The sequence below is a fragment of the Streptomyces sp. NBC_01390 genome, from assembly GCF_045040105.1.
Lineage (GTDB): Bacteria > Actinomycetota > Actinomycetes > Streptomycetales > Streptomycetaceae > Streptomyces.
This window is the reverse complement of record NZ_CP109551.1, coordinates 4,850,673-4,868,390: the sequence shown is the minus strand read 5'-3', so window position 1 is coordinate 4,868,390 and position 17,718 is coordinate 4,850,673. Positions and strand designations below refer to the sequence as shown.

At 67.2% G+C, this 17,718-nt stretch carries 19 protein-coding genes; 16 read left to right on the top strand and 3 right to left on the bottom strand.

Annotated elements, in window-relative coordinates:
* Position 1: 1 nt before the first annotated feature.
* The 11 genes from rplO (at position 2) to truA (ending at position 8,590) form a co-directional block, all read left to right on the top strand.
* The gene (gene rplO, locus OG241_RS21770) at positions 2–457 is read left to right on the top strand and encodes a 50S ribosomal protein L15 (protein WP_055524710.1); all 456 of its coding nucleotides are present in this window, start codon (positions 2–4) and stop codon (positions 455–457) included.
* Between the two features lie 243 nt (positions 458–700).
* Positions 701–2,017 (top strand): preprotein translocase subunit SecY, encoded by a 1,317-nt coding sequence (gene secY, locus OG241_RS21765; protein WP_405817190.1) that lies wholly within the window; start codon positions 701–703, stop codon positions 2,015–2,017.
* A complete protein-coding gene (locus tag OG241_RS21760) occupies positions 2,017–2,679 on the top strand; it encodes an adenylate kinase (RefSeq protein ID WP_405817189.1) in 663 nt (220 codons plus the stop codon). Before secY ends, OG241_RS21760 begins: the two co-directional genes overlap by 1 nt.
* 177 nt (positions 2,680–2,856) lie before the next feature.
* Positions 2,857–3,693 carry a type I methionyl aminopeptidase gene (map, locus tag OG241_RS21755; RefSeq protein WP_405817188.1) on the top strand — a complete coding sequence of 279 codons (837 nt, stop codon included), beginning with the start codon at positions 2,857–2,859 and terminating at the stop codon, positions 3,691–3,693.
* A gap of 682 nt (positions 3,694–4,375) precedes the next feature.
* Entirely contained in the window at positions 4,376–4,597 is a 222-nt protein-coding gene (gene infA, locus OG241_RS21750; RefSeq protein ID WP_003948620.1) for a translation initiation factor IF-1, read from the top strand.
* 60 nt (positions 4,598–4,657) lie between these two features.
* A complete protein-coding gene (gene rpmJ, locus OG241_RS21745; protein ID WP_003998809.1) occupies positions 4,658–4,771 on the top strand; it encodes a 50S ribosomal protein L36 in 114 nt (37 codons plus the stop codon).
* Between the two features lie 194 nt (positions 4,772–4,965).
* The gene (rpsM, locus tag OG241_RS21740) at positions 4,966–5,346 is read left to right on the top strand and encodes a 30S ribosomal protein S13 (RefSeq protein WP_006376031.1); all 381 of its coding nucleotides are present in this window, start codon (positions 4,966–4,968) and stop codon (positions 5,344–5,346) included.
* A 69-nt stretch (positions 5,347–5,415) separates the two neighbouring features.
* Positions 5,416–5,820: a 30S ribosomal protein S11 gene (gene rpsK, locus OG241_RS21735; protein ID WP_006376016.1), complete on the top strand. Its 405-nt coding sequence runs from the start codon at positions 5,416–5,418 to the stop codon at positions 5,818–5,820.
* Positions 5,821–5,961: 141 nt separating this feature from the next.
* Positions 5,962–6,984, top strand: a complete 1,023-nt coding sequence (locus tag OG241_RS21730) for a DNA-directed RNA polymerase subunit alpha (RefSeq protein WP_405817187.1) — start codon at positions 5,962–5,964, stop codon at positions 6,982–6,984.
* Positions 6,985–7,153: 169 nt separating this feature from the next.
* Positions 7,154–7,672 carry a 50S ribosomal protein L17 gene (gene rplQ / locus OG241_RS21725; protein ID WP_405817186.1) on the top strand — a complete coding sequence of 173 codons (519 nt, stop codon included), beginning with the start codon at positions 7,154–7,156 and terminating at the stop codon, positions 7,670–7,672.
* Between the two features lie 72 nt (positions 7,673–7,744).
* Positions 7,745–8,590: a tRNA pseudouridine(38-40) synthase TruA gene (gene truA / locus OG241_RS21720; RefSeq protein ID WP_405817185.1), complete on the top strand. Its 846-nt coding sequence runs from the start codon at positions 7,745–7,747 to the stop codon at positions 8,588–8,590.
* Positions 8,591–8,701: 111 nt separating this feature from the next.
* On the opposite strand, the gene OG241_RS21715 is transcribed toward truA, so the two are convergent.
* On the bottom strand, positions 8,702–9,616 hold the full coding sequence (locus OG241_RS21715) for a hypothetical protein (protein ID WP_405817184.1): 915 nt from the start codon (positions 9,614–9,616) through the stop codon (positions 8,702–8,704).
* A gap of 383 nt (positions 9,617–9,999) precedes the next feature.
* Between OG241_RS21715 and rplM the strand changes: the two genes are divergently transcribed.
* The 3 genes from rplM to glmM all read left to right on the top strand — a co-directional run bounded on the left by rplM (position 10,000) and on the right by glmM (position 12,622).
* Positions 10,000–10,443 carry a 50S ribosomal protein L13 gene (rplM, locus tag OG241_RS21710; protein ID WP_006376008.1) on the top strand — a complete coding sequence of 148 codons (444 nt, stop codon included), beginning with the start codon at positions 10,000–10,002 and terminating at the stop codon, positions 10,441–10,443.
* Between the two features lie 42 nt (positions 10,444–10,485).
* Positions 10,486–11,022, top strand: coding sequence for a 30S ribosomal protein S9 (rpsI, locus tag OG241_RS21705; protein WP_319090385.1), 537 nt, complete (start codon positions 10,486–10,488; stop codon positions 11,020–11,022).
* Between the two features lie 241 nt (positions 11,023–11,263).
* Complete coding sequence (gene glmM / locus OG241_RS21700) at positions 11,264–12,622, top strand: phosphoglucosamine mutase (RefSeq protein WP_405817183.1); 1,359 nt, start codon at positions 11,264–11,266, stop codon at positions 12,620–12,622.
* 82 nt (positions 12,623–12,704) lie between these two features.
* On the opposite strand, the gene OG241_RS21695 is transcribed toward glmM, so the two are convergent.
* Both OG241_RS21695 and coaA read right to left on the bottom strand, forming a co-directional pair.
* Positions 12,705–13,643, bottom strand: a complete 939-nt coding sequence (locus tag OG241_RS21695) for a DUF389 domain-containing protein (RefSeq protein WP_405817182.1) — start codon at positions 13,641–13,643, stop codon at positions 12,705–12,707.
* Between the two features lie 58 nt (positions 13,644–13,701).
* Positions 13,702–14,670: a type I pantothenate kinase gene (coaA, locus tag OG241_RS21690; protein WP_334594109.1), complete on the bottom strand. Its 969-nt coding sequence runs from the start codon at positions 14,668–14,670 to the stop codon at positions 13,702–13,704.
* Between the two features lie 200 nt (positions 14,671–14,870).
* Between coaA and OG241_RS21685 the strand changes: the two genes are divergently transcribed.
* Both OG241_RS21685 and glmS read left to right on the top strand, forming a co-directional pair.
* Positions 14,871–15,641 carry a hypothetical protein gene (locus tag OG241_RS21685; protein ID WP_405817181.1) on the top strand — a complete coding sequence of 257 codons (771 nt, stop codon included), beginning with the start codon at positions 14,871–14,873 and terminating at the stop codon, positions 15,639–15,641.
* Positions 15,642–15,783: 142 nt separating this feature from the next.
* The gene (glmS, locus tag OG241_RS21680) at positions 15,784–17,631 is read left to right on the top strand and encodes a glutamine--fructose-6-phosphate transaminase (isomerizing) (RefSeq protein ID WP_405826360.1); all 1,848 of its coding nucleotides are present in this window, start codon (positions 15,784–15,786) and stop codon (positions 17,629–17,631) included.
* Positions 17,632–17,718: the final 87 nt, after the last annotated feature.

Below are 17,718 nucleotides of genomic sequence, written 5' to 3'. Positions count from 1 at the left end.
CATGGCGGAGAACAACCCGCTCAAGATCCACAACCTCCGTCCTGCCCCGGGCGCCAAGACCGCCAAGACCCGTGTGGGTCGTGGTGAGGCGTCGAAGGGTAAGACGGCTGGACGTGGTACCAAGGGCACGAAGGCCCGTTACCAGGTTCCGGAGCGCTTCGAGGGTGGCCAGATGCCCCTCCACATGCGTCTCCCGAAGCTCAAGGGCTTCAAGAACCCGTTCAAGACCGAGTACCAGGTCGTGAACCTCGACAAGCTGGGCGCGCTGTACCCGGAGGGTGGCGAGGTCACCGTCGAGGGTCTCGTCGCCAAGGGTGCCGTTCGCAAGAACAGCCTCGTCAAGGTCCTCGGCCAGGGCGAGATCTCCGTGTCGCTGCAGGTGACGGTTGACGCCGTCTCCGGCTCCGCCAAGGAGAAGATCACCGCCGCCGGCGGTACCGTCACCGAGCTGCTCTGAACACCACAGGCGTCTCGATGACTTGAGCGATCCCTACCGGGGATACCCCACAAATGGGGTATCCCCGGTTGGTCGTTCCTAGGAAGCTTGGTCGCCGGTAAGGTGGCCAGCACTGTCAAGTTGAGTCCGCTGTGTTCATGAGGAACTCCGGACCCCTCTCGGCTGTTAGTTATCTGTCAACGTATTCGTCGAACCTCAAAACCGTCACCTCTACGCAGTAGCGCGGGGGTCGCAGGAGGCACCGTGCTCACCGCGTTCGCCCGGGCGTTCAAGACGCCCGACCTGCGCAAGAAGCTGCTCTTCACGCTCGGCATCATCGTGGTCTATCGGGTGGGCACGCACATCCCGATCCCAGGTGTCGACTATCAGAACGTCCAGACGTGTATCGACGTCGCGAAGGGCGGAAGCCAGGGCCTGTTCGGTCTGGTCAACATGTTCAGCGGCGGGGCACTGCTGCAGATCACGATCTTCGCGCTGGGCATCATGCCGTACATCACGGCGAGCATCATCCTGCAGCTGCTGACGGTGGTGATCCCGCGTCTGGAAGCCCTCAAGAAGGAGGGCCAGGCGGGCACAGCGAAGATCACGCAGTACACCCGTTACCTGACGGTGGCTCTCGCGATCCTCCAGGGCACCGGTCTGGTCGCCACCGCGCGCAGCGGTGCGCTCTTCAGCGGCTGCCAGGTCGCCAGCGAGATCGTCCCGGACCAGTCGATCTTCGTGACCATCACGATGGTCATCACGATGACCGCCGGTACCGCCATGGTCATGTGGCTCGGTGAGCTCATCACCGACCGCGGCATCGGCAACGGCATGTCCATCCTGATGTTCATCTCGATCGCCGCCACCTTCCCGTCGGCGCTGTGGGCCATCAAGACCCAGGGCGACCTGGCGGACGGCTGGATCGAGTTCGGCACGGTCATCGCCGTCGGTCTCGTCATGGTCGCGCTGGTGGTCTTCGTCGAGCAGGCTCAGCGCCGCATTCCGGTCCAGTACGCGAAGCGCATGATCGGCCGCCGGTCCTACGGCGGCACGTCGACGTACATTCCGCTCAAGGTCAACCAGGCCGGCATCATCCCTGTGATCTTTGCCTCCTCGCTGCTCTACATTCCCGCGCTGGTCGCGCAGTTCTCCGGCGGAAACTCCAGCTGGAAGACGTGGATCGAGCAGAACCTGACCAAGGGTGACCACCCGATTTACATCGCCACCTACTTCACGCTCATCGTTTTCTTCGCGTTCTTCTATGTGGCCATCTCCTTCAACCCCGAAGAAGTAGCCGACAACATGAAGAAGTATGGTGGCTTCATCCCGGGCATCCGGGCTGGTCGGCCGACTGCTGAGTACCTGAGCTACGTACTCAACCGGATCACCTGGCCGGGTTCGCTGTACCTGGGTCTGATCGCTCTCGTACCGACGATGGCGTTGGTAGGTTTCGGGGCAAACCAGAACTTCCCGTTCGGCGGGACCAGCATCCTCATCATCGTGGGTGTCGGTCTTGAGACCGTGAAGCAGATTGAGAGCCAGCTCCAGCAGCGCAATTACGAAGGGTTCCTCCGCTGATGCGAATCGTCCTCGTCGGGCCTCCTGGTGCCGGGAAGGGAACGCAGGCCGCGTTCCTTGCCAAGAACCTGTCGATCCCGCACATCTCCACGGGCGACCTGTTCCGGGCCAACATCAGCAAGCAGACGGATCTCGGGAAACTCGCGAAGTCCTACATGGACGCGGGCAACCTGGTGCCGGACGAGGTCACGATCGCCATGGCCAAGGACCGCATGGAGCAGTCCGACGCGGTGAACGGCTTCCTGCTGGACGGCTTCCCGCGGAACGTCTCGCAGGCCGAGGCGCTGGACGAGATGCTCAAGGCCGAGTCCATGAAGCTGGACGCGGTGCTCGACCTGGAGGTCCCCGAGGACGAGGTGGTCAAGCGCATCGCCGGCCGCCGCATCTGCCGTAACGACTCGGCGCACGTCTTCCACGTGACGTACCAGCAGCCGAAGGCCGAGGGCGTCTGTGACGTCTGCGGCGGCGAGCTGTACCAGCGGGACGACGACTCCGAGGAGACGGTCCGCAAGCGGCTGGAGGTCTACCACACCCAGACCGAGCCGATCATCGACTACTACAAGGTCCAGGGCCTTGTGGTGACGATCTCGGCGCTGGGCAAGGTGGAGGACGTCACCGGTAAGGCGATGGCCGCGCTGAAGGGTGACGGCGAGGGCGAGTAGTTCCGGTAGTTGCTTGGCTTTACGTCGGTCAGCCGCGGTTTCCTGTCAGGGGACCGCGGCTGCTGCGTTGGGGTGGGGCGCCGTATCGTTGGCTCGTTGGTTCCCTCGTTGGTTCCTTGGCTGTTGTGTGTTCGTTCGCTTCCCCGACTGGTCGGTTCAGGAAAGGCCGTAGTTCCCATGGTGCAGATCAAGACCCCCGAGCAGATCGCCAAGATGCGCGAGGCGGGGCTTGTCGTCGCCGCCATCCACGCGGCCACTCGTGAGGCGGCCGTGCCGGGCGCCACGACGAAGGATCTGGACCAGGTCGCGCGGAAGGTGCTCGCGGATCACGGCGCGAAGCCGAACTTCCTCGGGTACGGCGGGTTCCCGGCCACGATCTGCACCTCCGTCAACGAGGTCGTCGTCCACGGCATCCCGTCCGACGAGGTCGTGCTGAAGGACGGGGACATCATCTCCATCGACTGCGGCGCGATCGTCGACGGCTGGCACGGGGACGCGGCGTACACGGCGTTCGTGGGGTCGGGGCACGCTCCGGAGCTGATCGAGCTGTCGCGGGTGACGGAGGGGTCGATGTGGGCGGGGATCGCCGCAATGAAGCTGGGGAACCGGCTGGTCGACATCTCGCGTGCGATCGAGACGTACATCCGGCGTCAGCCCAAGGCGGGTGGCGGGCGGTACGGGATCGTCGAGGACTACGGCGGGCATGGCATCGGTACGGAGATGCACATGGACCCGCATCTGCTGAACTACGTCGAGCGGCGGCGGGGGAAGGGGCCGAAGCTGGTCCCCGGGTTCTGTCTGGCGATCGAGCCGATGGTGTCGCTGGGTACGCCGAAGACAGAGGTGCTCGCGGACGACTGGACGGTCATCACGACGGACGGGACGTGGTCGTCGCACTGGGAGCATTCGGTGGCGTTGACTGAGGCGGGGCCGTTGGTGCTTACGTCTCCCGACGGGGGGGCGGCGAAGTTGGCTGAGCTTGGGGTGACTGCGGCGCCGGATCCGCTGGCGTAGGGGGTTTCCTCGCCCCCGCCGCCCCTACCCGTCCCATCCCCAGGGGCTCCGCCCCTTCAACCCCGCCCAGAGGGCTCCGCCCCCTGGCCCCCGGGCGGGGACTGCGTCCCCTGCACCCCGCTTGGGTGTGGTTCTGCGTCCCGGTGGGGCTGGGTTCCTAGGGTTCCGGGTGGGGCTCCGCCCCCTGCACCCCGGGCGGGGGTTGCGCCCCATGGGCCCCGTGTGCCCTCTTGGGGGTGCGGCCTCTGCACCCCGGTGGGGTGCGGTCTCCTGCACTGCCTCCATGCTCCCCGCTCGGGTGTGGCCCTGCGGTCCGGCGGGGGCTGCCCCTCTTCGGGTCCAGGCGGGCCGTAGGGCCTGCGTGCGCCTCTTGGGGCTCCGTTCCTGCACCCCGGCGGGGACTGCATCCCCTTCACCCCGCTGGGGATGTGGCCCTGCACCTCGACCGGGGCACCAGCGGGGCCGAGGGCCTGGGGTTGGACCCTGTCCGTGGGGTCGTTTTGGGGGCTCCGGGGGGTGTCCTGGTTAAGGATCACCGGTGTGGGGCATTCTTCCTCGATTCGTCTTTCCGGGTGTGCTGACGTAGACTGACTCGTCGGCTCTCGTGCACCCGCATGTCCGCATGCGCCCCTCTGGGGAACGCAAGGGAGTCGATCAAGGTAGTCGATTCGAAGGGCGAAGCGTGGCCAAGAAGCAAGGTGCCATCGAGATCGAGGGCACTGTCGTCGAGTCTCTTCCGAACGCCATGTTCAAGGTTGAGCTCCAGAACGGCCACCAGGTCCTGGCACACATCAGCGGCAAGATGCGGATGCACTACATCCGTATCCTCCCTGACGACAGGGTCGTGGTGGAGCTGTCTCCGTACGACCTGACGCGTGGCCGCATCGTCTACCGATACAAGTAGATCTTGCCCACGTCCCGCACCAGCGGGGCCGCCGGCAACTGACCCGGAGAACCTCACCCCATGAAGGTCAAGCCGAGCGTCAAGAAGATCTGCGACAAGTGCAGGGTGATCCGCCGTCACGGTCGGGTCATGGTCATCTGCGAGAACCCGCGCCACAAGCAGCGCCAGGGCTGACGCACGACCCACCCTCTGCACCCGCAGAGATTCGCGCGACGCGAGCAGTACATGTTCATACGCAGGGCCCAGGTCTTGAGATTTCGAGAGATCTGATACCCCCGGTCGGAGGCCGGGGACCCGGTTCGTACCTCGTACGGCGAGCTGGGAAGCGGCTTTGTGGAAGACCTCCGAACGACAACTGGAGCCATTGAATGGCACGCGTTTCCGGTGTTGACATCCCGCGCGAAAAGCGTGTGGAGGTCGCCCTCACCTACGTGTTCGGCATTGGCCGGACCCTTTCCCAGCTGACGCTGGCGGAGACGGGCATCGACCCGAACACCCGTGTTCGGGACCTCTCCGAGGAGCAGCTCGTCGCGATCCGCGAGTACGTGGACGCCAACATCAAGACCGAGGGTGACCTCCGTCGCGAGATCCAGGGCGACATTCGCCGGAAGATCGAGATCGGCTGCTACCAGGGTATTCGCCACCGCCGTGGCCTGCCCGTTCACGGTCAGCGCACCAGCACGAACGCTCGTACCCGCAAGGGCCCGCGTCGCGCCATCGCCGGCAAGAAGAAGCCGGGCAAGAAGTAGTCCTCAGCGGACAACGCTTCATCAGCGGTCTTCGCTGTAGGACCGACCACCTCCCTGTAGGAGATTTAGATGCCCCCCAAGGGTCGTCAGGGCGCTGCCAAGAAGGTGCGCCGCAAGGAAAAGAAGAACGTCGCTCATGGGCACGCCCACATCAAGAGCACGTTCAACAACACCATCGTCTCGATCACGGACCCCGCGGGCAACGTGATCTCCTGGGCCTCCGCCGGCCACGTCGGCTTCAAGGGCTCGCGCAAGTCCACCCCCTTCGCCGCGCAGATGGCCGCCGAGTCGGCCGCCCGCCGCGCGCAGGAGCACGGCATGCGCAAGGTTGACGTCTTCGTCAAGGGCCCGGGTTCGGGTCGTGAGACCGCGATCCGTTCGCTCCAGGCCACTGGTCTTGAGGTCGGCTCCATCCAGGACGTCACCCCCACCCCGCACAACGGTTGCCGTCCGCCCAAGCGCCGTCGCGTCTGACGCACGGGCGTTTGTCGGTTCGTCGGTTTGAGGTTTCGGGCGGTATGGCTCCCTTGGATTTCCGTGGAGCCGTATCGCCCGTACCCTTGTAGTACTAGTCGGGCATCAAATAGCGGGTGTCCATGACTGAAGGATTTCCACATGCTGATCGCTCAGCGTCCGTCCCTGACCGAAGAGGTCGTTGACGAGTTCCGCTCCCGGTTCGTCATCGAGCCGCTGGAGCCGGGCTTCGGCTACACCCTCGGCAACTCCCTCCGCCGGACTCTGCTGTCCTCGATCCCGGGTGCGGCTGTCACCAGCATCCGTGTCGACGGCGTTCTGCACGAGTTCACCACCGTGCCGGGTGTCAAGGAAGACGTCACCGACCTCATCCTCAACATCAAGCAGCTGGTCGTCAGCAGCGAGCACGATGAGCCGGTCGTCATGTACCTGCGCAAGCAGGGGCCGGGTCTCGTCACCGCCGCCGACATCGCGCCGCCGGCCGGTGTCGAGGTGCACAACCCCGACCTGGTCCTCGCCACGCTCAACGGCAAGGGCAAGCTGGAGGTGGAGCTGACCGTCGAGCGCGGTCGCGGCTACGTCTCCGCCGTGCAGAACAAGCAGGTGGGTCAGGAGATCGGTCGTATCCCGATCGACTCGATCTACTCGCCGGTTCTCAAGGTCACGTACAAGGTCGAGGCCACGCGTGTCGAGCAGCGCACCGACTTCGACAAGCTGATCGTCGACGTCGAGACCAAGCAGGCCATGCGTCCCCGTGACGCGATGGCTTCTGCCGGTAAGACGCTCGTGGAGCTGTTCGGGCTCGCCCGTGAGCTCAACGTCGACGCCGAGGGCATCGACATGGGTCCGTCCCCGACGGACGCCGCCCTCGCCGCTGATCTCGCGCTGCCGATCGAGGAGCTGGAGCTCACCGTTCGGTCGTACAACTGCCTGAAGCGTGAGGGCATCCACTCCGTGGGTGAGCTCGTGGCTCGGTCCGAGGCCGACCTGCTGGACATCCGCAACTTCGGTGCGAAGTCCATCGACGAGGTCAAGGCGAAGCTGGCGGGGATGGGTCTCGCGCTCAAGGACTCGCCTCCCGGGTTCGACCCGACCGCCGCGGTGGACGCCTTTGGCGCGGATGATGATGTGGATGCAGGGTTTGTGGAGACCGAGCAGTACTAAGGGCTCGGGACTCACGGTTTAAGGTTTGGGTGCGGGTGCGCTGTGGCTTGTCGCGCAGTTCCTCGCGCCCCTAGTCCGAGCAATGCTCGGATCTTCGACGGGCAGCCGCCCGCTCGGATACTGACCTCGGTACCTGATACGGCCGGGGCAGACAACAAGGAGAAAGATCATGCCGAAGCCCGCCAAGGGTGCCCGTCTGGGCGGCAGTGCCGCGCACGAGAAGCTGCTTCTTGCGAACCTCGCGAAGTCGCTCTTCGAGCACGGCAAGATCACGACCACCGAGGCGAAGGCGCGCCGGCTGCGTCCGTACGCCGAGCGTCTGGTTACCAAGGCGAAGAAGGGCGACCTTCACAACCGCCGTCAGGTGCTCCAGGTCATCACGGACAAGAGCATCGTGCACACGCTCTTCACCGAGATCGGCCCGCGCTACGAGAACCGCCCGGGTGGTTACACCCGTATCACCAAGATCGGTAACCGTCGTGGCGACAACGCGCCCATGGCTGTCATCGAGCTGGTGGAGGCTCTGACCGTGGCCCAGCAGGCCACCGGTGAGGCCGAGGCGGCGACCAAGCGTGCCGTCAAGGAAGACACCCTCAAGAAGGACGAGGCCGTCGAGGCCAAGTCCGACGAGGTCGTCGAGGACGCGGCTCCGGCCGAGGAGTCGGCCGAGGAGTCGAAGGACGCGTAAGCGTTCGTCTCGTAAAAGCGGGTCCGTTCCTTCGGGGCGGGCCCGCTTTTGTGTTGCTGAGAGGATCTCTGTGTGAGCGACGACGTAGAGCCCGGGTTCGTGCGGGTGCGGCTGGACCTTTCCTACGACGGCACCGCGTTCTCCGGGTGGGCCAGGCAGGCCGGCGGACGCAGGACCGTACAGGGGGAGATCGAGGAGGCCCTGCGGACGGTGACCCGGTCGGGGGAGACCTCGTACGACCTGACCGTGGCGGGGCGTACCGATTCCGGCGTGCATGCGCGGGGGCAGGTCGCCCATGTCGATCTGCCGGTGAGGGTGTGGGACGAGCACCGGGAGAAGCTGCTCAAGCGGCTTGCCGGGCGGCTTCCCAAGGACGTGCGGGTGTGGCGGGCCGCCGAGGCGCCGGGCGGGTTCAACGCGCGGTTCGCCGCTCTGTGGCGGCGTTACGTCTACCGGGTCGGCGACCGGCCCGGCGGGGTGGACCCGCTGCTGCGCAACCATGTCCTGTGGCACGACTGGGAGTTGGACGTCGACATCATGGACGCCGCCGCCAAGTCCCTGATCGGTGAGCACGACTTCGCCGCGTACGCGAAGAAGCGCGAGGGAGCCTCGACGGTCCGCGAGGTCCTCGACTTCGGGGTACGCCGGCGGCTGGACGGCATCGTCGAGATCGAGGTCCGCGCCGACGCCTTCTGCCACAACCAGGTGCGGTCCATGGTCGGCGCGCTGCTGTTCGTGGGCGACGGGCACCGGGGCGTGGAGTGGCCGCGGCGGGTGCTCGACGCGCGGGTGCGTGACAGTGCCGTGCATGTCGTACGGCCGTACGGGCTGACCCTGGAAGAGGTCGCCTATCCGGCGGACGAGTTGCTTGCCGAGCGGCAGCTGCAGGCCCGGCGGGTGCGGGGCGAGGTGCACTGACGTGACCACCTGGGCCAGGTGGCCCACGCGCAGCGATGGCCGACGATCAGTGATCGTCGGCCATCGAGGGGCAGGAGGAAACTCCGGGGCGTGCCGGGCGTACCGGGCGGGCTACTGGCTGGCCGCCGAAGCCTGGGCCTCGCCGCGGCGCCTGATCTGGCGGAAGGCGAACTCGCCGAGGTCGTCGCCCGTGGTGAAGACGGCCGTGCTCTTCGTCGTCACGTCCTTGCCGTCGGTGAAGCCGGCGATCGTGAAGTAGGCGTAGCGGCCGTACGAGTTGGTGGTCGAGCGGCAGATCGCCGCGCGGCAGAACGTCGGGACGCCGCCGCCGGAGAGGGACTCGACGATGCTCTTCTTGTCCGCCGTGGCCTTGACCTTCGTGGCCTGGGCCTCGGTGTCGAAGACGGCCACGCCGACCGTCACCGCGACGCCGTCCTTGCTGTACGTGACGCGCAGGAAGCGCGTGCACTTGTTGTCCTTGAGGATCTTCGGAAGCGTGTTCTTCGCCGCCGACGCGCAGTTCGCCGTGTCCGCGGTCGGGCCCTTCTTGTAGAGGCGCTCGCCCATCGTCAGCTGTGTGCCGGGGAAGAGGGTGTCCGGGCTCAGCGCCGCCGTGTCCTTCTTCGCACTGGATATGAAGTCCTTCGGATCCAGCGGCGGCGGCGCGCTCGTCGGCGCGAACGAGGGCACCGTCGAGGCGGTGTCGCTGGGGATGTCCGCGGTGGCGGGCAGCCCGGAGGTCGGCCTGTTGGAGGCCTGGTTGTTGCCGTCGGCATTGACCACGGCCATGGCGACGGCCGTGCCCACGCCGACGGTGGCCACGGCGGCCGTGACGATCAGCAGGAGTCTGCGGCGTCTGTTACGGGTCTCGGACGCGTCGGCGAGCGCCGCCCAGTCGGGGGCCTGGCCGCCGCTCTGGCCGCCCCACGGCTGCTGCGGGGCCCGGCCGCTCTGGTCGTCCCACGGTTGTTGCGGGGTATTCGGTTTCCAGGGATCCCACTGAGGTCCCCCCTGCCCAAAGCTCATGGGCGCATCTTAGACGCCGTGCAACCCGTGTGCCGATGCGTCTCAGACGCTTCTCATGGGCCACGGGAGCAACGGAGTCGGGGTTCTGGGCGGTTTCTCACACACCGGCCCGGACTGTCCCCCCGCGCCCTCCGCGCCTCCCCCGCGCCCGGCGATCCCGACCCCGTTTTGACCCGTCCGGGGCAGCGCGGGTAGCCTTGGCGTTTGTTATGCGTATGGGCTTGGTCGTTCTCAGACGAGAAGCCCTTACGTAGGTTCCCTGGAGCAGTTTCCAGTGGGCGGCATACGGGCGGTGTTCCCGGCGATTGTCGTCCCCAGCTGCACGATCGCTTCAGTGATGCCATGAGTCAGGCCCTATCCACTGAAGAAGCGAAGGCTACGAAGTGCGTACGTTCAGCCCTAAGCCCGGCGACATCACTCGCCAGTGGTACGTCATCGACGCCCAGGATGTCGTCCTGGGCCGTCTGGCCACCACCGCCGCGAACATCCTGCGCGGCAAGCACAAGCCGATTTACGCGCCCCACGTCGACGCTGGTGACTTCGTCATCATCATCAACGCCGACAAGGTGCACCTCTCCGGCAACAAGAAGACCCAGAAGATGGCGTACCGCCACTCCGGCTACCCGGGTGGTCTGCGCTCCGTCCGTTACGACGAGCTTCTGGCGAAGAACCCCGAGAAGGCCGTCGAGAAGGCCATCAAGGGCATGATCCCCAAGAACACCCTGGGCCGTCAGTGCCTCTCGAAGCTGAAGGTCTACTCGGGCGACCAGCACCCCCACGCTGCCCAGCAGCCGGTGCCGTTCGAGATCACCCAGGTCGCGCAGTAGTTCCGGCCACCCCCTAAGACGTAGAGAATTCTGAGGAGAATCGTGGCCGAGACCACTGTCGAGCAACCGCTCGACGAGAACGCTGACGCCGAGTTCGAGAACGCCGACGTCGAGAGCTACACCACCGAGTCCGAGGCCCCCGTGGCCGAGGGCGAGTACGCGGAGGCCCTTGACGGCCGCTTCGGCGACCCGCAGCCGGCCGCCGGCCTGGGCCGTCGCAAGAACGCCATCGCCCGCGTCCGGATCGTCCCGGGCACCGGCAAGTGGAAGATCAACGGTCGCACCCTTGAGGACTACTTCCCCAACAAGGTGCACCAGCAGGAAGTCAACGAGCCCTTCAAGGTGCTCGAGCTCGACAACCGCTACGACGTTGTCGCCCGCATCACGGGTGGCGGTGTCTCCGGTCAGGCCGGTGCCCTGCGCCTCGGCGTGGCCCGTGCGCTGAACGAGGCCGACGTGGACAACAACCGCGGCGCCCTCAAGAAGGCCGGCTTCCTCCGTCGTGACGACCGTGCGGTCGAGCGCAAGAAGGCCGGTCTCAAGAAGGCCCGCAAGGCCCCGCAGTACAGCAAGCGTTAATCGCTCCGCTGTTCGCGGACGTCTCGCACGTATCGGACGTCCTGTACGTATCGCCCCGGCGGCACTCTTCGTGCTGTCGGGGCGGTTCGTTTACCGGGGCCATTGCTTATCAGAGGCTTACGGCACAGGTTTGAGGAACGCTCCCTACAGCCTGAAAAAAGGCACAGGGGATATACGTAGCCAGGTCCGGCATGGACACTCGGCACGAGCCGCACATTCCCAGCATCTTCGGAGGACACCAGTGGGACGACTCTTCGGCACGGACGGCGTGCGCGGTGTCGCCAACGCGGACCTGACAGCCGAGCTGGCTCTCGGCCTGTCCGTAGCGGCGGCCCACGTACTCGCCGAGGCGGGTTCCTTCGAGGGCCACCGGCCGGTGGCCGTGGTCGGACGGGACCCACGTGCGTCAGGAGAGTTCCTGGAGGCCGCCGTGGTCGCGGGCCTCGCCAGCGCGGGCGTCGACGTCCTGCTGGTCGGCGTGCTGCCCACCCCGGCGGTGGCGTTCCTCACCGCCGAACTGGGCGCCGACCTCGGTGTGATGCTCTCGGCCAGCCACAACGCCATGCCGGACAACGGCGTCAAGTTCCTGGCCCGCGGGGGCCACAAGCTCGACGACGAGCTGGAGGAGCGGATCGAGGCCGTGTACGAGGAGCACCGCACCGGCGCTCCCTGGGACCGTCCTACGGGCGGCGGCGTGGGCCGTGTGCGGTCGTACGACGAGGGCTTCGAGCGGTACGTCACCCATCTCGTCGGGGTCCTGCCGAACCGACTGGACGGTCTGAAGGTGGTGCTGGACGAGGCGCACGGCGCTGCCAGCCTGGTCTCGCCCGAGGCGTTCACGCGGGCCGGCGCCGAGATCGTCACCATCGGTGCGGAGCCGGACGGCCTCAACATCAACGACGGCTGCGGTTCCACCCACCTCGGCAAGCTCCAGGCCGCCGTCCTCGAACACGGGGCCGACCTCGGCATCGCCCATGACGGTGACGCGGACCGCTGCCTCGCCGTCGACCACACCGGTGCGGAGGTGGACGGCGACCAGATCATGGCCGTACTCGCGCTGGCGATGCGGGAGCGGGGTGTGCTGCGTGCGGACACCGTTGTCGCCACGGTGATGTCGAACCTGGGCTTCAAGCTGGCGATGGAGCGGGAGGGGCTGTCGCTGATCCAGGCGGCGGTCGGTGACCGGTATGTGCTGGAGGAGATGAAGGAGCACGGGTACGCGCTGGGCGGCGAGCAGTCCGGGCACGTGATCATCTCCGACCACGCGACGACGGGCGACGGGACGCTGACGGGGCTGCTGCTGGCGGCTCGGGTCGCGCAGACCGGTCGTACGCTGCGGGATCTTGCGTCGGTGATGGTGCGGTTGCCGCAGGTGCTGGTGAATGTGCCGGACGTTGATCGGACTCGGGTGGGGTCTTCCGCGGAGCTGGCGGCTGCGGTGGCGGAGGCCGAGCGGGAACTTGGGGCTACGGGGCGGGTGTTGTTGCGGCCTTCCGGGACCGAGCCGTTGGTTCGGGTGATGGTTGAGGCTGCTGATATTGATCAGGCTCGGTCTGTGGCTGGGCGGTTGGCGGATGTCGTGAAGTCGGCGCTGGGGTAGTAGTTGCCGGGTTTGGGGTGGGGGGTGCTGTTTGTTGCGGGCTGCCGGCTCGTTGTGGCTTGTCGCGCAGTTCCCCGCGCCCCTATGGGGCGCTCGGCCGTGTTCTCTGGGTGCTCCATAGCCATTTCTGGGCCAGGAGGGTGAGGGTGGCGGCCAGGAGGATGCCCAGGAGGTTCAGGAGGAGCTGTTTCGTGGAGCCCCAGGTCTGGCCCATGTCGCCGTAGCTCAGTGCCACGGCGGCGTTGGCCGCGGCGGGGACGGTGGTCACGGAGATGGCCACACCCACCAGGGCGCCGGACTTCGCCGAGGTCAGGGAGAGTGTGCCGGCGATGCCTGCGAGGACCGCGACGACGAACGAGAACCAGTCGGGGGCGTAGACGAAGCCGGTGTTGGGGCGCGTGGCTTCCAGTTTCGTCTCGGTGAACAGGCCGACGGCGTCCATGAAGACGCTGAAGCCGACCGTCACCGCCATCGCCGCCGCGAAGCCCACCAGCAAGGCGATCAGGGAGCGGGCCGCCAGTCTCGGGTGGCGTTGGACGAGGGCGGTGCTCAGGCCGGCCAGGGGGCCGAACTCCGGGCCCACCGCCATCGCGCCGACGATCAGGATCGCGTTGTCGAGGACCACACCGCAGGCCGCGATCATCGTGGCGAGCGTGATGAAGGCGACGTAGGTGATCGACAGCGTCGACTCCTCGTGGGTCGCCTCCGCGAGGTGCTCCCACAGGACCGCGTCCGCGCCCTCGCCGGGCGCCTCCTCCTCCGCCTTGTCGGCGCGCTTGGAGAGCGACAGGTCGATGTTCTCGACGGCGATCGAACCGGTCGCGTCGAGGCCCAGCTCCCGTAGCCCGGCGATGAGTTCGTCGCCCGCCTCCCTGGCCACGTCACACATCACGACGTCACCGGCGGGGTTGCGGGCGGCGCCGGGGAGGACGACGAGGTGGGTGGTGCCGACCGTCTTCTCGATCAGGCGGACCACGTCGTCGGTGCCGACGGCCGGGGTGATGAGGCGTAGGTGGAGCATGGGGGCAGGGTAACCGGCGTGTGGGTGCCTGGGGTTGCGGCGGGTCGCTTCGCTGCAGCTACAGCTTGCGCAGGCTGAGGCGTTGCACCTTGTGGTCCGGGCCCTTGCGGATGATGAGGGTGGCGCGGCCGCGCGTGGGGGCCACGTTCTCCAGGAGATTCACCTTGTTGATGGTGCGCCAGGTGGTGCGGGCGTAGTCCAGGGCCTCTTCCTCCGACACCTGGGTGTACTTGCGGAAGTACGAGGACGGCTTCTGGAACGCCGTCTCGCGCAGGCGGCGGAAGCGGTTGAGGTACCAGCGCTCGATGTCCTCGGGGCGGGCGTCGACGTACACGCTGAAGTCGAAGTAGTCGGCGAGGCCGACGCGGGTGCGGCCGTCGCTGCCGGGGAGGGCGGGCTGCAGGACGTTCAGGCCCTCGACGATCAGGATGTCGGGGCGGCGGACCGTGAGCTTCTCGCCGGGGACGATGTCGTAGATGAGGTGGGAGTAGACGGGTGCCGTGACCTCGTCCTTGCCCGCCTTGATGTCCGCCACGAAGCGGGTGAGGGCCCGGCGGTCGTACGACTCGGGGAAGCCCTTGCGGGACATCAGGCCACGGGACGTCAGCTCCTCGGTCGGGAGCAGGAAGCCGTCGGTGGTCACCAGTTCCACGCGCGGGTGTTCGGGCCAGCGGGAGAGCAGCGCCTGGAGGAGACGGGCGACGGTCGACTTGCCCACGGCCACCGAGCCCGCGACCCCTATGACGAACGGGGTGCCGGTCTGGGTGCCCTGTTCGCCCAGGAAGGTGTTCAGGGCGCCTCTCAGTCCGTCCGTGGCGCCGATGTAGAGGTTGAGGAGGCGGGACAGCGGGAGGTAGATGTCCCGCACCTCGTCGAGGTCGATGACATCGCCCAGACCGCGCAGCTTCTCGACCTCCTCGGCGGTGAGCGGGAGGGGCGTCTTGTCGCGCAGCGCACTCCACTCGGTACGGGTGAGATCGACGTAGGGAGTCGCCTCCGGCCGCTGCCGGTGGGCGCTCCGGGGCATCGGGGAGACCGGAGAGATCACAGTCCATTGTTACGGGAGTGTGGACGGGGTGGGGGGTGGAGTGCGTCACGCCGGGGCGGGGCACGACATGTCACGAGTGGGTTTCGAATGTGGGTTCGATGATCTTTCTGTGGATCTCGTCAGTAAAGTGCGCGTAAAGCGCATCTCCCGAAAAGCCCAAAGAGAAAGAGCTTTCTCCCTTGAGGACCTCCGTAGTTCGCCGTTCCGCCCTCGCTGCCTCCGCCGCGGCTCTCGCTCTTCTCGTCACCGCCTGCGGTGACGAGAAGAGCGACGAGGACAAGAACGGCGACAGTACGACCGCCCAGGCCGACAAGCCCGCCGCCAAGGCGCTCACCGCCGCCGAGTTGGCGAAGGTCGCTCTCGTGCAGGCGGACGTCAAGAGCGGGACGCTCACCGAGAAGGTGCCGGCGAAGGACGACATCGCGCAGGCCAAGGTGACGACGGAGGACGCGGCGTGCGCACCGCTGGCGTACCTCCAGTCCGCCACCTACGTCGGCAAGCCGGCGGCCGTGGTGAAGCGGACCTGGAAGGGCGACGCCGCGAAGCCGGCCGCCGGGGCGAGCGACGAGGACCAGTTCCTCGCCAAGCTGGATGTCCCGCAGGCCGTCATCACGCTGGCCTCCTACGAGGACGGCGGCGCCGAGCAGGCCATGAAGGACCTGAACACCTCCGTCGAGAAGTGCGCCGCCGGGTTCTCCTACACCGTGACCGGTACCAAGAGCGACGCCCTCAAGGTGACCAGGACCCCCGCGCCCGAGGGAGCGGACGAGGCGCTCGCCCTGACGGTGACCGTGGACGCCGGTCTGAAGGCGCCGATGAAGGCCGTCGTCGTCCGCAAGGGCAGCACCGTCGCGTACGTCCCCGCCGTCAACTTCGCCTCGGCCTCCTCCGGCAAGGACTACGCCTTCCCGACGGAGATCGTCGACGCGCAGCTGACCAAGCTGGGCTGAGCAATCTCGGTTGGGCAAGCTCGGTTGAGCGTCTCCCTGTCGGACCCGTTCCCGTCGGGGGCTTCGTGCTCCCGGCGGGAATTTCCGATATCGGGCACGCGGTGCCCGGATGTGGCGCGTGTTCGATCGTAGGCTGCGCGACATGTGCGGAATCGTGGGTTATGTGGGGTCTCAGTCGGCTCTCGATGTCGTGATGGCCGGGCTGAAGCGGCTGGAGTACCGGGGGTACGACTCGGCCGGGGTGGCTGTGCTGGCCGACGGCGGGCTGGCCGGGGCCAAGAAGGCCGGGAAGCTCGTCAACCTGGAGAAGGAACTCGTCGAGCGGCCGTTGCCGGCCGGGGGTACGGCGGTCGGGCACACCCGGTGGGCCACCCACGGCGGGCCGACCGACGCCAACGCGCATCCGCATTTCGACAACGCCGGGCGCGTCGCCGTCGTCCACAACGGGATCATCGAGAACTTCGCCTGTCTGCGGGCGGAGCTGGCCGAGCGGGGACACGTACTCGCCTCCGAGACCGACACCGAGGTCGTCGCCCATCTGCTCGCCGAGGAGTTCTCCGCGTGTGCTGATCTCGCCGAGGCCATGCGGCTCGTGTGCCGTCGGCTCGAGGGTGCGTTCACACTGGTCGCCGTGCACGCCGACGAGCCCGATGTCGTCGTCGGGGCGCGGCGGAACTCGCCGCTGGTGGTGGGCGTCGGAGAGGGCGAGGCCTTTCTCGCCTCGGACGTCGCCGCGTTCATCGCCCACACGCGGTCGGCGATCGAGCTGGGTCAGGACCAGGTCGTGGAGCTGCGCCGGGACGGGGTCACGGTGACGGGCTTCGACGGCGCTCCGGGGGACGCCCGGTCCTATCACGTCGACTGGGACGTGTCGGCCGCCGAAAAGGGGGGCCATGACTACTTCATGCTCAAGGAGATCGCCGAGCAGCCCAAGGCCGTCGCCGACACCCTGCTGGGCCGTATCGACGCGGCCGGATCACTGACCCTCGACGAGGTGCGGATTCCCGTGGGTGCGCTGCGGGAGGTCGAGAAGGTCGTGGTCGTGGCCTGCGGTACGGCCTTCCACGCCGGGTTGATCGCCAAGTACGCCATCGAGCACTGGACGCGCATCCCGTGCGAGGTGGAACTGGCGAGCGAGTTCCGGTACCGGGATCCGATCCTCGACGCGCGGACCCTCGTCATCGCCATCTCCCAGTCCGGCGAGACCATGGACACCCTGATGGCGCTGCGGCACGCCCGTGAGCAGGGTGCCAGGGTGCTGGCCATCTGCAACACCAACGGCTCGACGATCCCACGCGAGTCGGACGCGGTGCTGTACACGCATGCGGGGCCCGAGGTCGCCGTCGCGTCCACCAAGGCGTTTCTCACGCAGTTGGTGGCCTGCTATCTGGTCGCCCTGTATCTGGGGCAGGTGCGCGGCACGAAGTGGGGCGACGAGATCCGGGCCGTCGTGCGGGACCTCGCGGAGATCTCCGGGGCGGTCGAGCGGGTGCTGGAGACCATGGAGCCCGTACGTGAGCTGGCGCGTTCGCTCGCCGACAAGAAGACGGTGCTGTTCCTGGGGCGGCACGTGGGGTATCCGGTGGCGCTGGAAGGCGCGCTGAAGTTGAAGGAACTCGCCTACATGCACGCCGAGGGGTTCGCGGCGGGTGAGCTGAAGCACGGGCCGATCGCGTTGATCGAGGACGACGTGCCTGTGGTTGTCGTGGTGCCGTCGGCGCGTGGACGGTCCGTCCTCCACGACAAGATCGTGTCCAACATCCAGGAGATCCGGGCCCGGGGTGCGCGGACCATCGTCATCGCGGAGGAGGGGGATGAGGCGGTGGTGCCGTACGCGGACCACCTGATCCGCGTTCCGGCCACGCCGACCCTGCTGCAGCCGCTCGTTGCCACGGTGCCGTTGCAGGTCTTCGCCTGTGAGTTGGCCACGGCTCGGGGTAATGAGGTGGATCAGCCGCGGAACCTGGCGAAGTCGGTGACGGTGGAGTAGGTGGGGTGCGTTTCGCCGTCGGGGGCCGGTGGTTGGGCGAGTGCGGGTCCGTGGGGGCTGGTCGCGCAGTTCCCCGCGCCCCTGGGT

Excerpts from the sequence above, each read along its gene's own strand:
- rplO (WP_055524710.1), top strand. The coding sequence starts at position 2 with ATGGCGGAGAACAACCCGCTCAAGATCCACAACCTCCGTCCTGCCCCG.
- OG241_RS21760 (WP_405817189.1), top strand. The coding sequence starts at position 2,017 with ATGCGAATCGTCCTCGTCGGGCCTCCTGGTGCCGGGAAGGGAACGCAG.
- map (WP_405817188.1), top strand. The coding sequence starts at position 2,857 with ATGGTGCAGATCAAGACCCCCGAGCAGATCGCCAAGATGCGCGAGGCG.
- rpmJ (WP_003998809.1), top strand. The coding sequence starts at position 4,658 with ATGAAGGTCAAGCCGAGCGTCAAGAAGATCTGCGACAAGTGCAGGGTG.
- rpsM (WP_006376031.1), top strand. The coding sequence starts at position 4,966 with ATGGCACGCGTTTCCGGTGTTGACATCCCGCGCGAAAAGCGTGTGGAG.
- rpsK (WP_006376016.1), top strand. The coding sequence starts at position 5,416 with ATGCCCCCCAAGGGTCGTCAGGGCGCTGCCAAGAAGGTGCGCCGCAAG.
- OG241_RS21730 (WP_405817187.1), top strand. The coding sequence starts at position 5,962 with ATGCTGATCGCTCAGCGTCCGTCCCTGACCGAAGAGGTCGTTGACGAG.
- rplQ (WP_405817186.1), top strand. The coding sequence starts at position 7,154 with ATGCCGAAGCCCGCCAAGGGTGCCCGTCTGGGCGGCAGTGCCGCGCAC.
- OG241_RS21715 (WP_405817184.1), bottom strand. The coding sequence starts at position 9,616 with ATGAGCTTTGGGCAGGGGGGACCTCAGTGGGATCCCTGGAAACCGAAT.
- OG241_RS21695 (WP_405817182.1), bottom strand. The coding sequence starts at position 13,643 with ATGCTCCACCTACGCCTCATCACCCCGGCCGTCGGCACCGACGACGTG.
- coaA (WP_334594109.1), bottom strand. The coding sequence starts at position 14,670 with ATGCCCCGGAGCGCCCACCGGCAGCGGCCGGAGGCGACTCCCTACGTC.
- glmS (WP_405826360.1), top strand. The coding sequence starts at position 15,784 with ATGTGCGGAATCGTGGGTTATGTGGGGTCTCAGTCGGCTCTCGATGTC.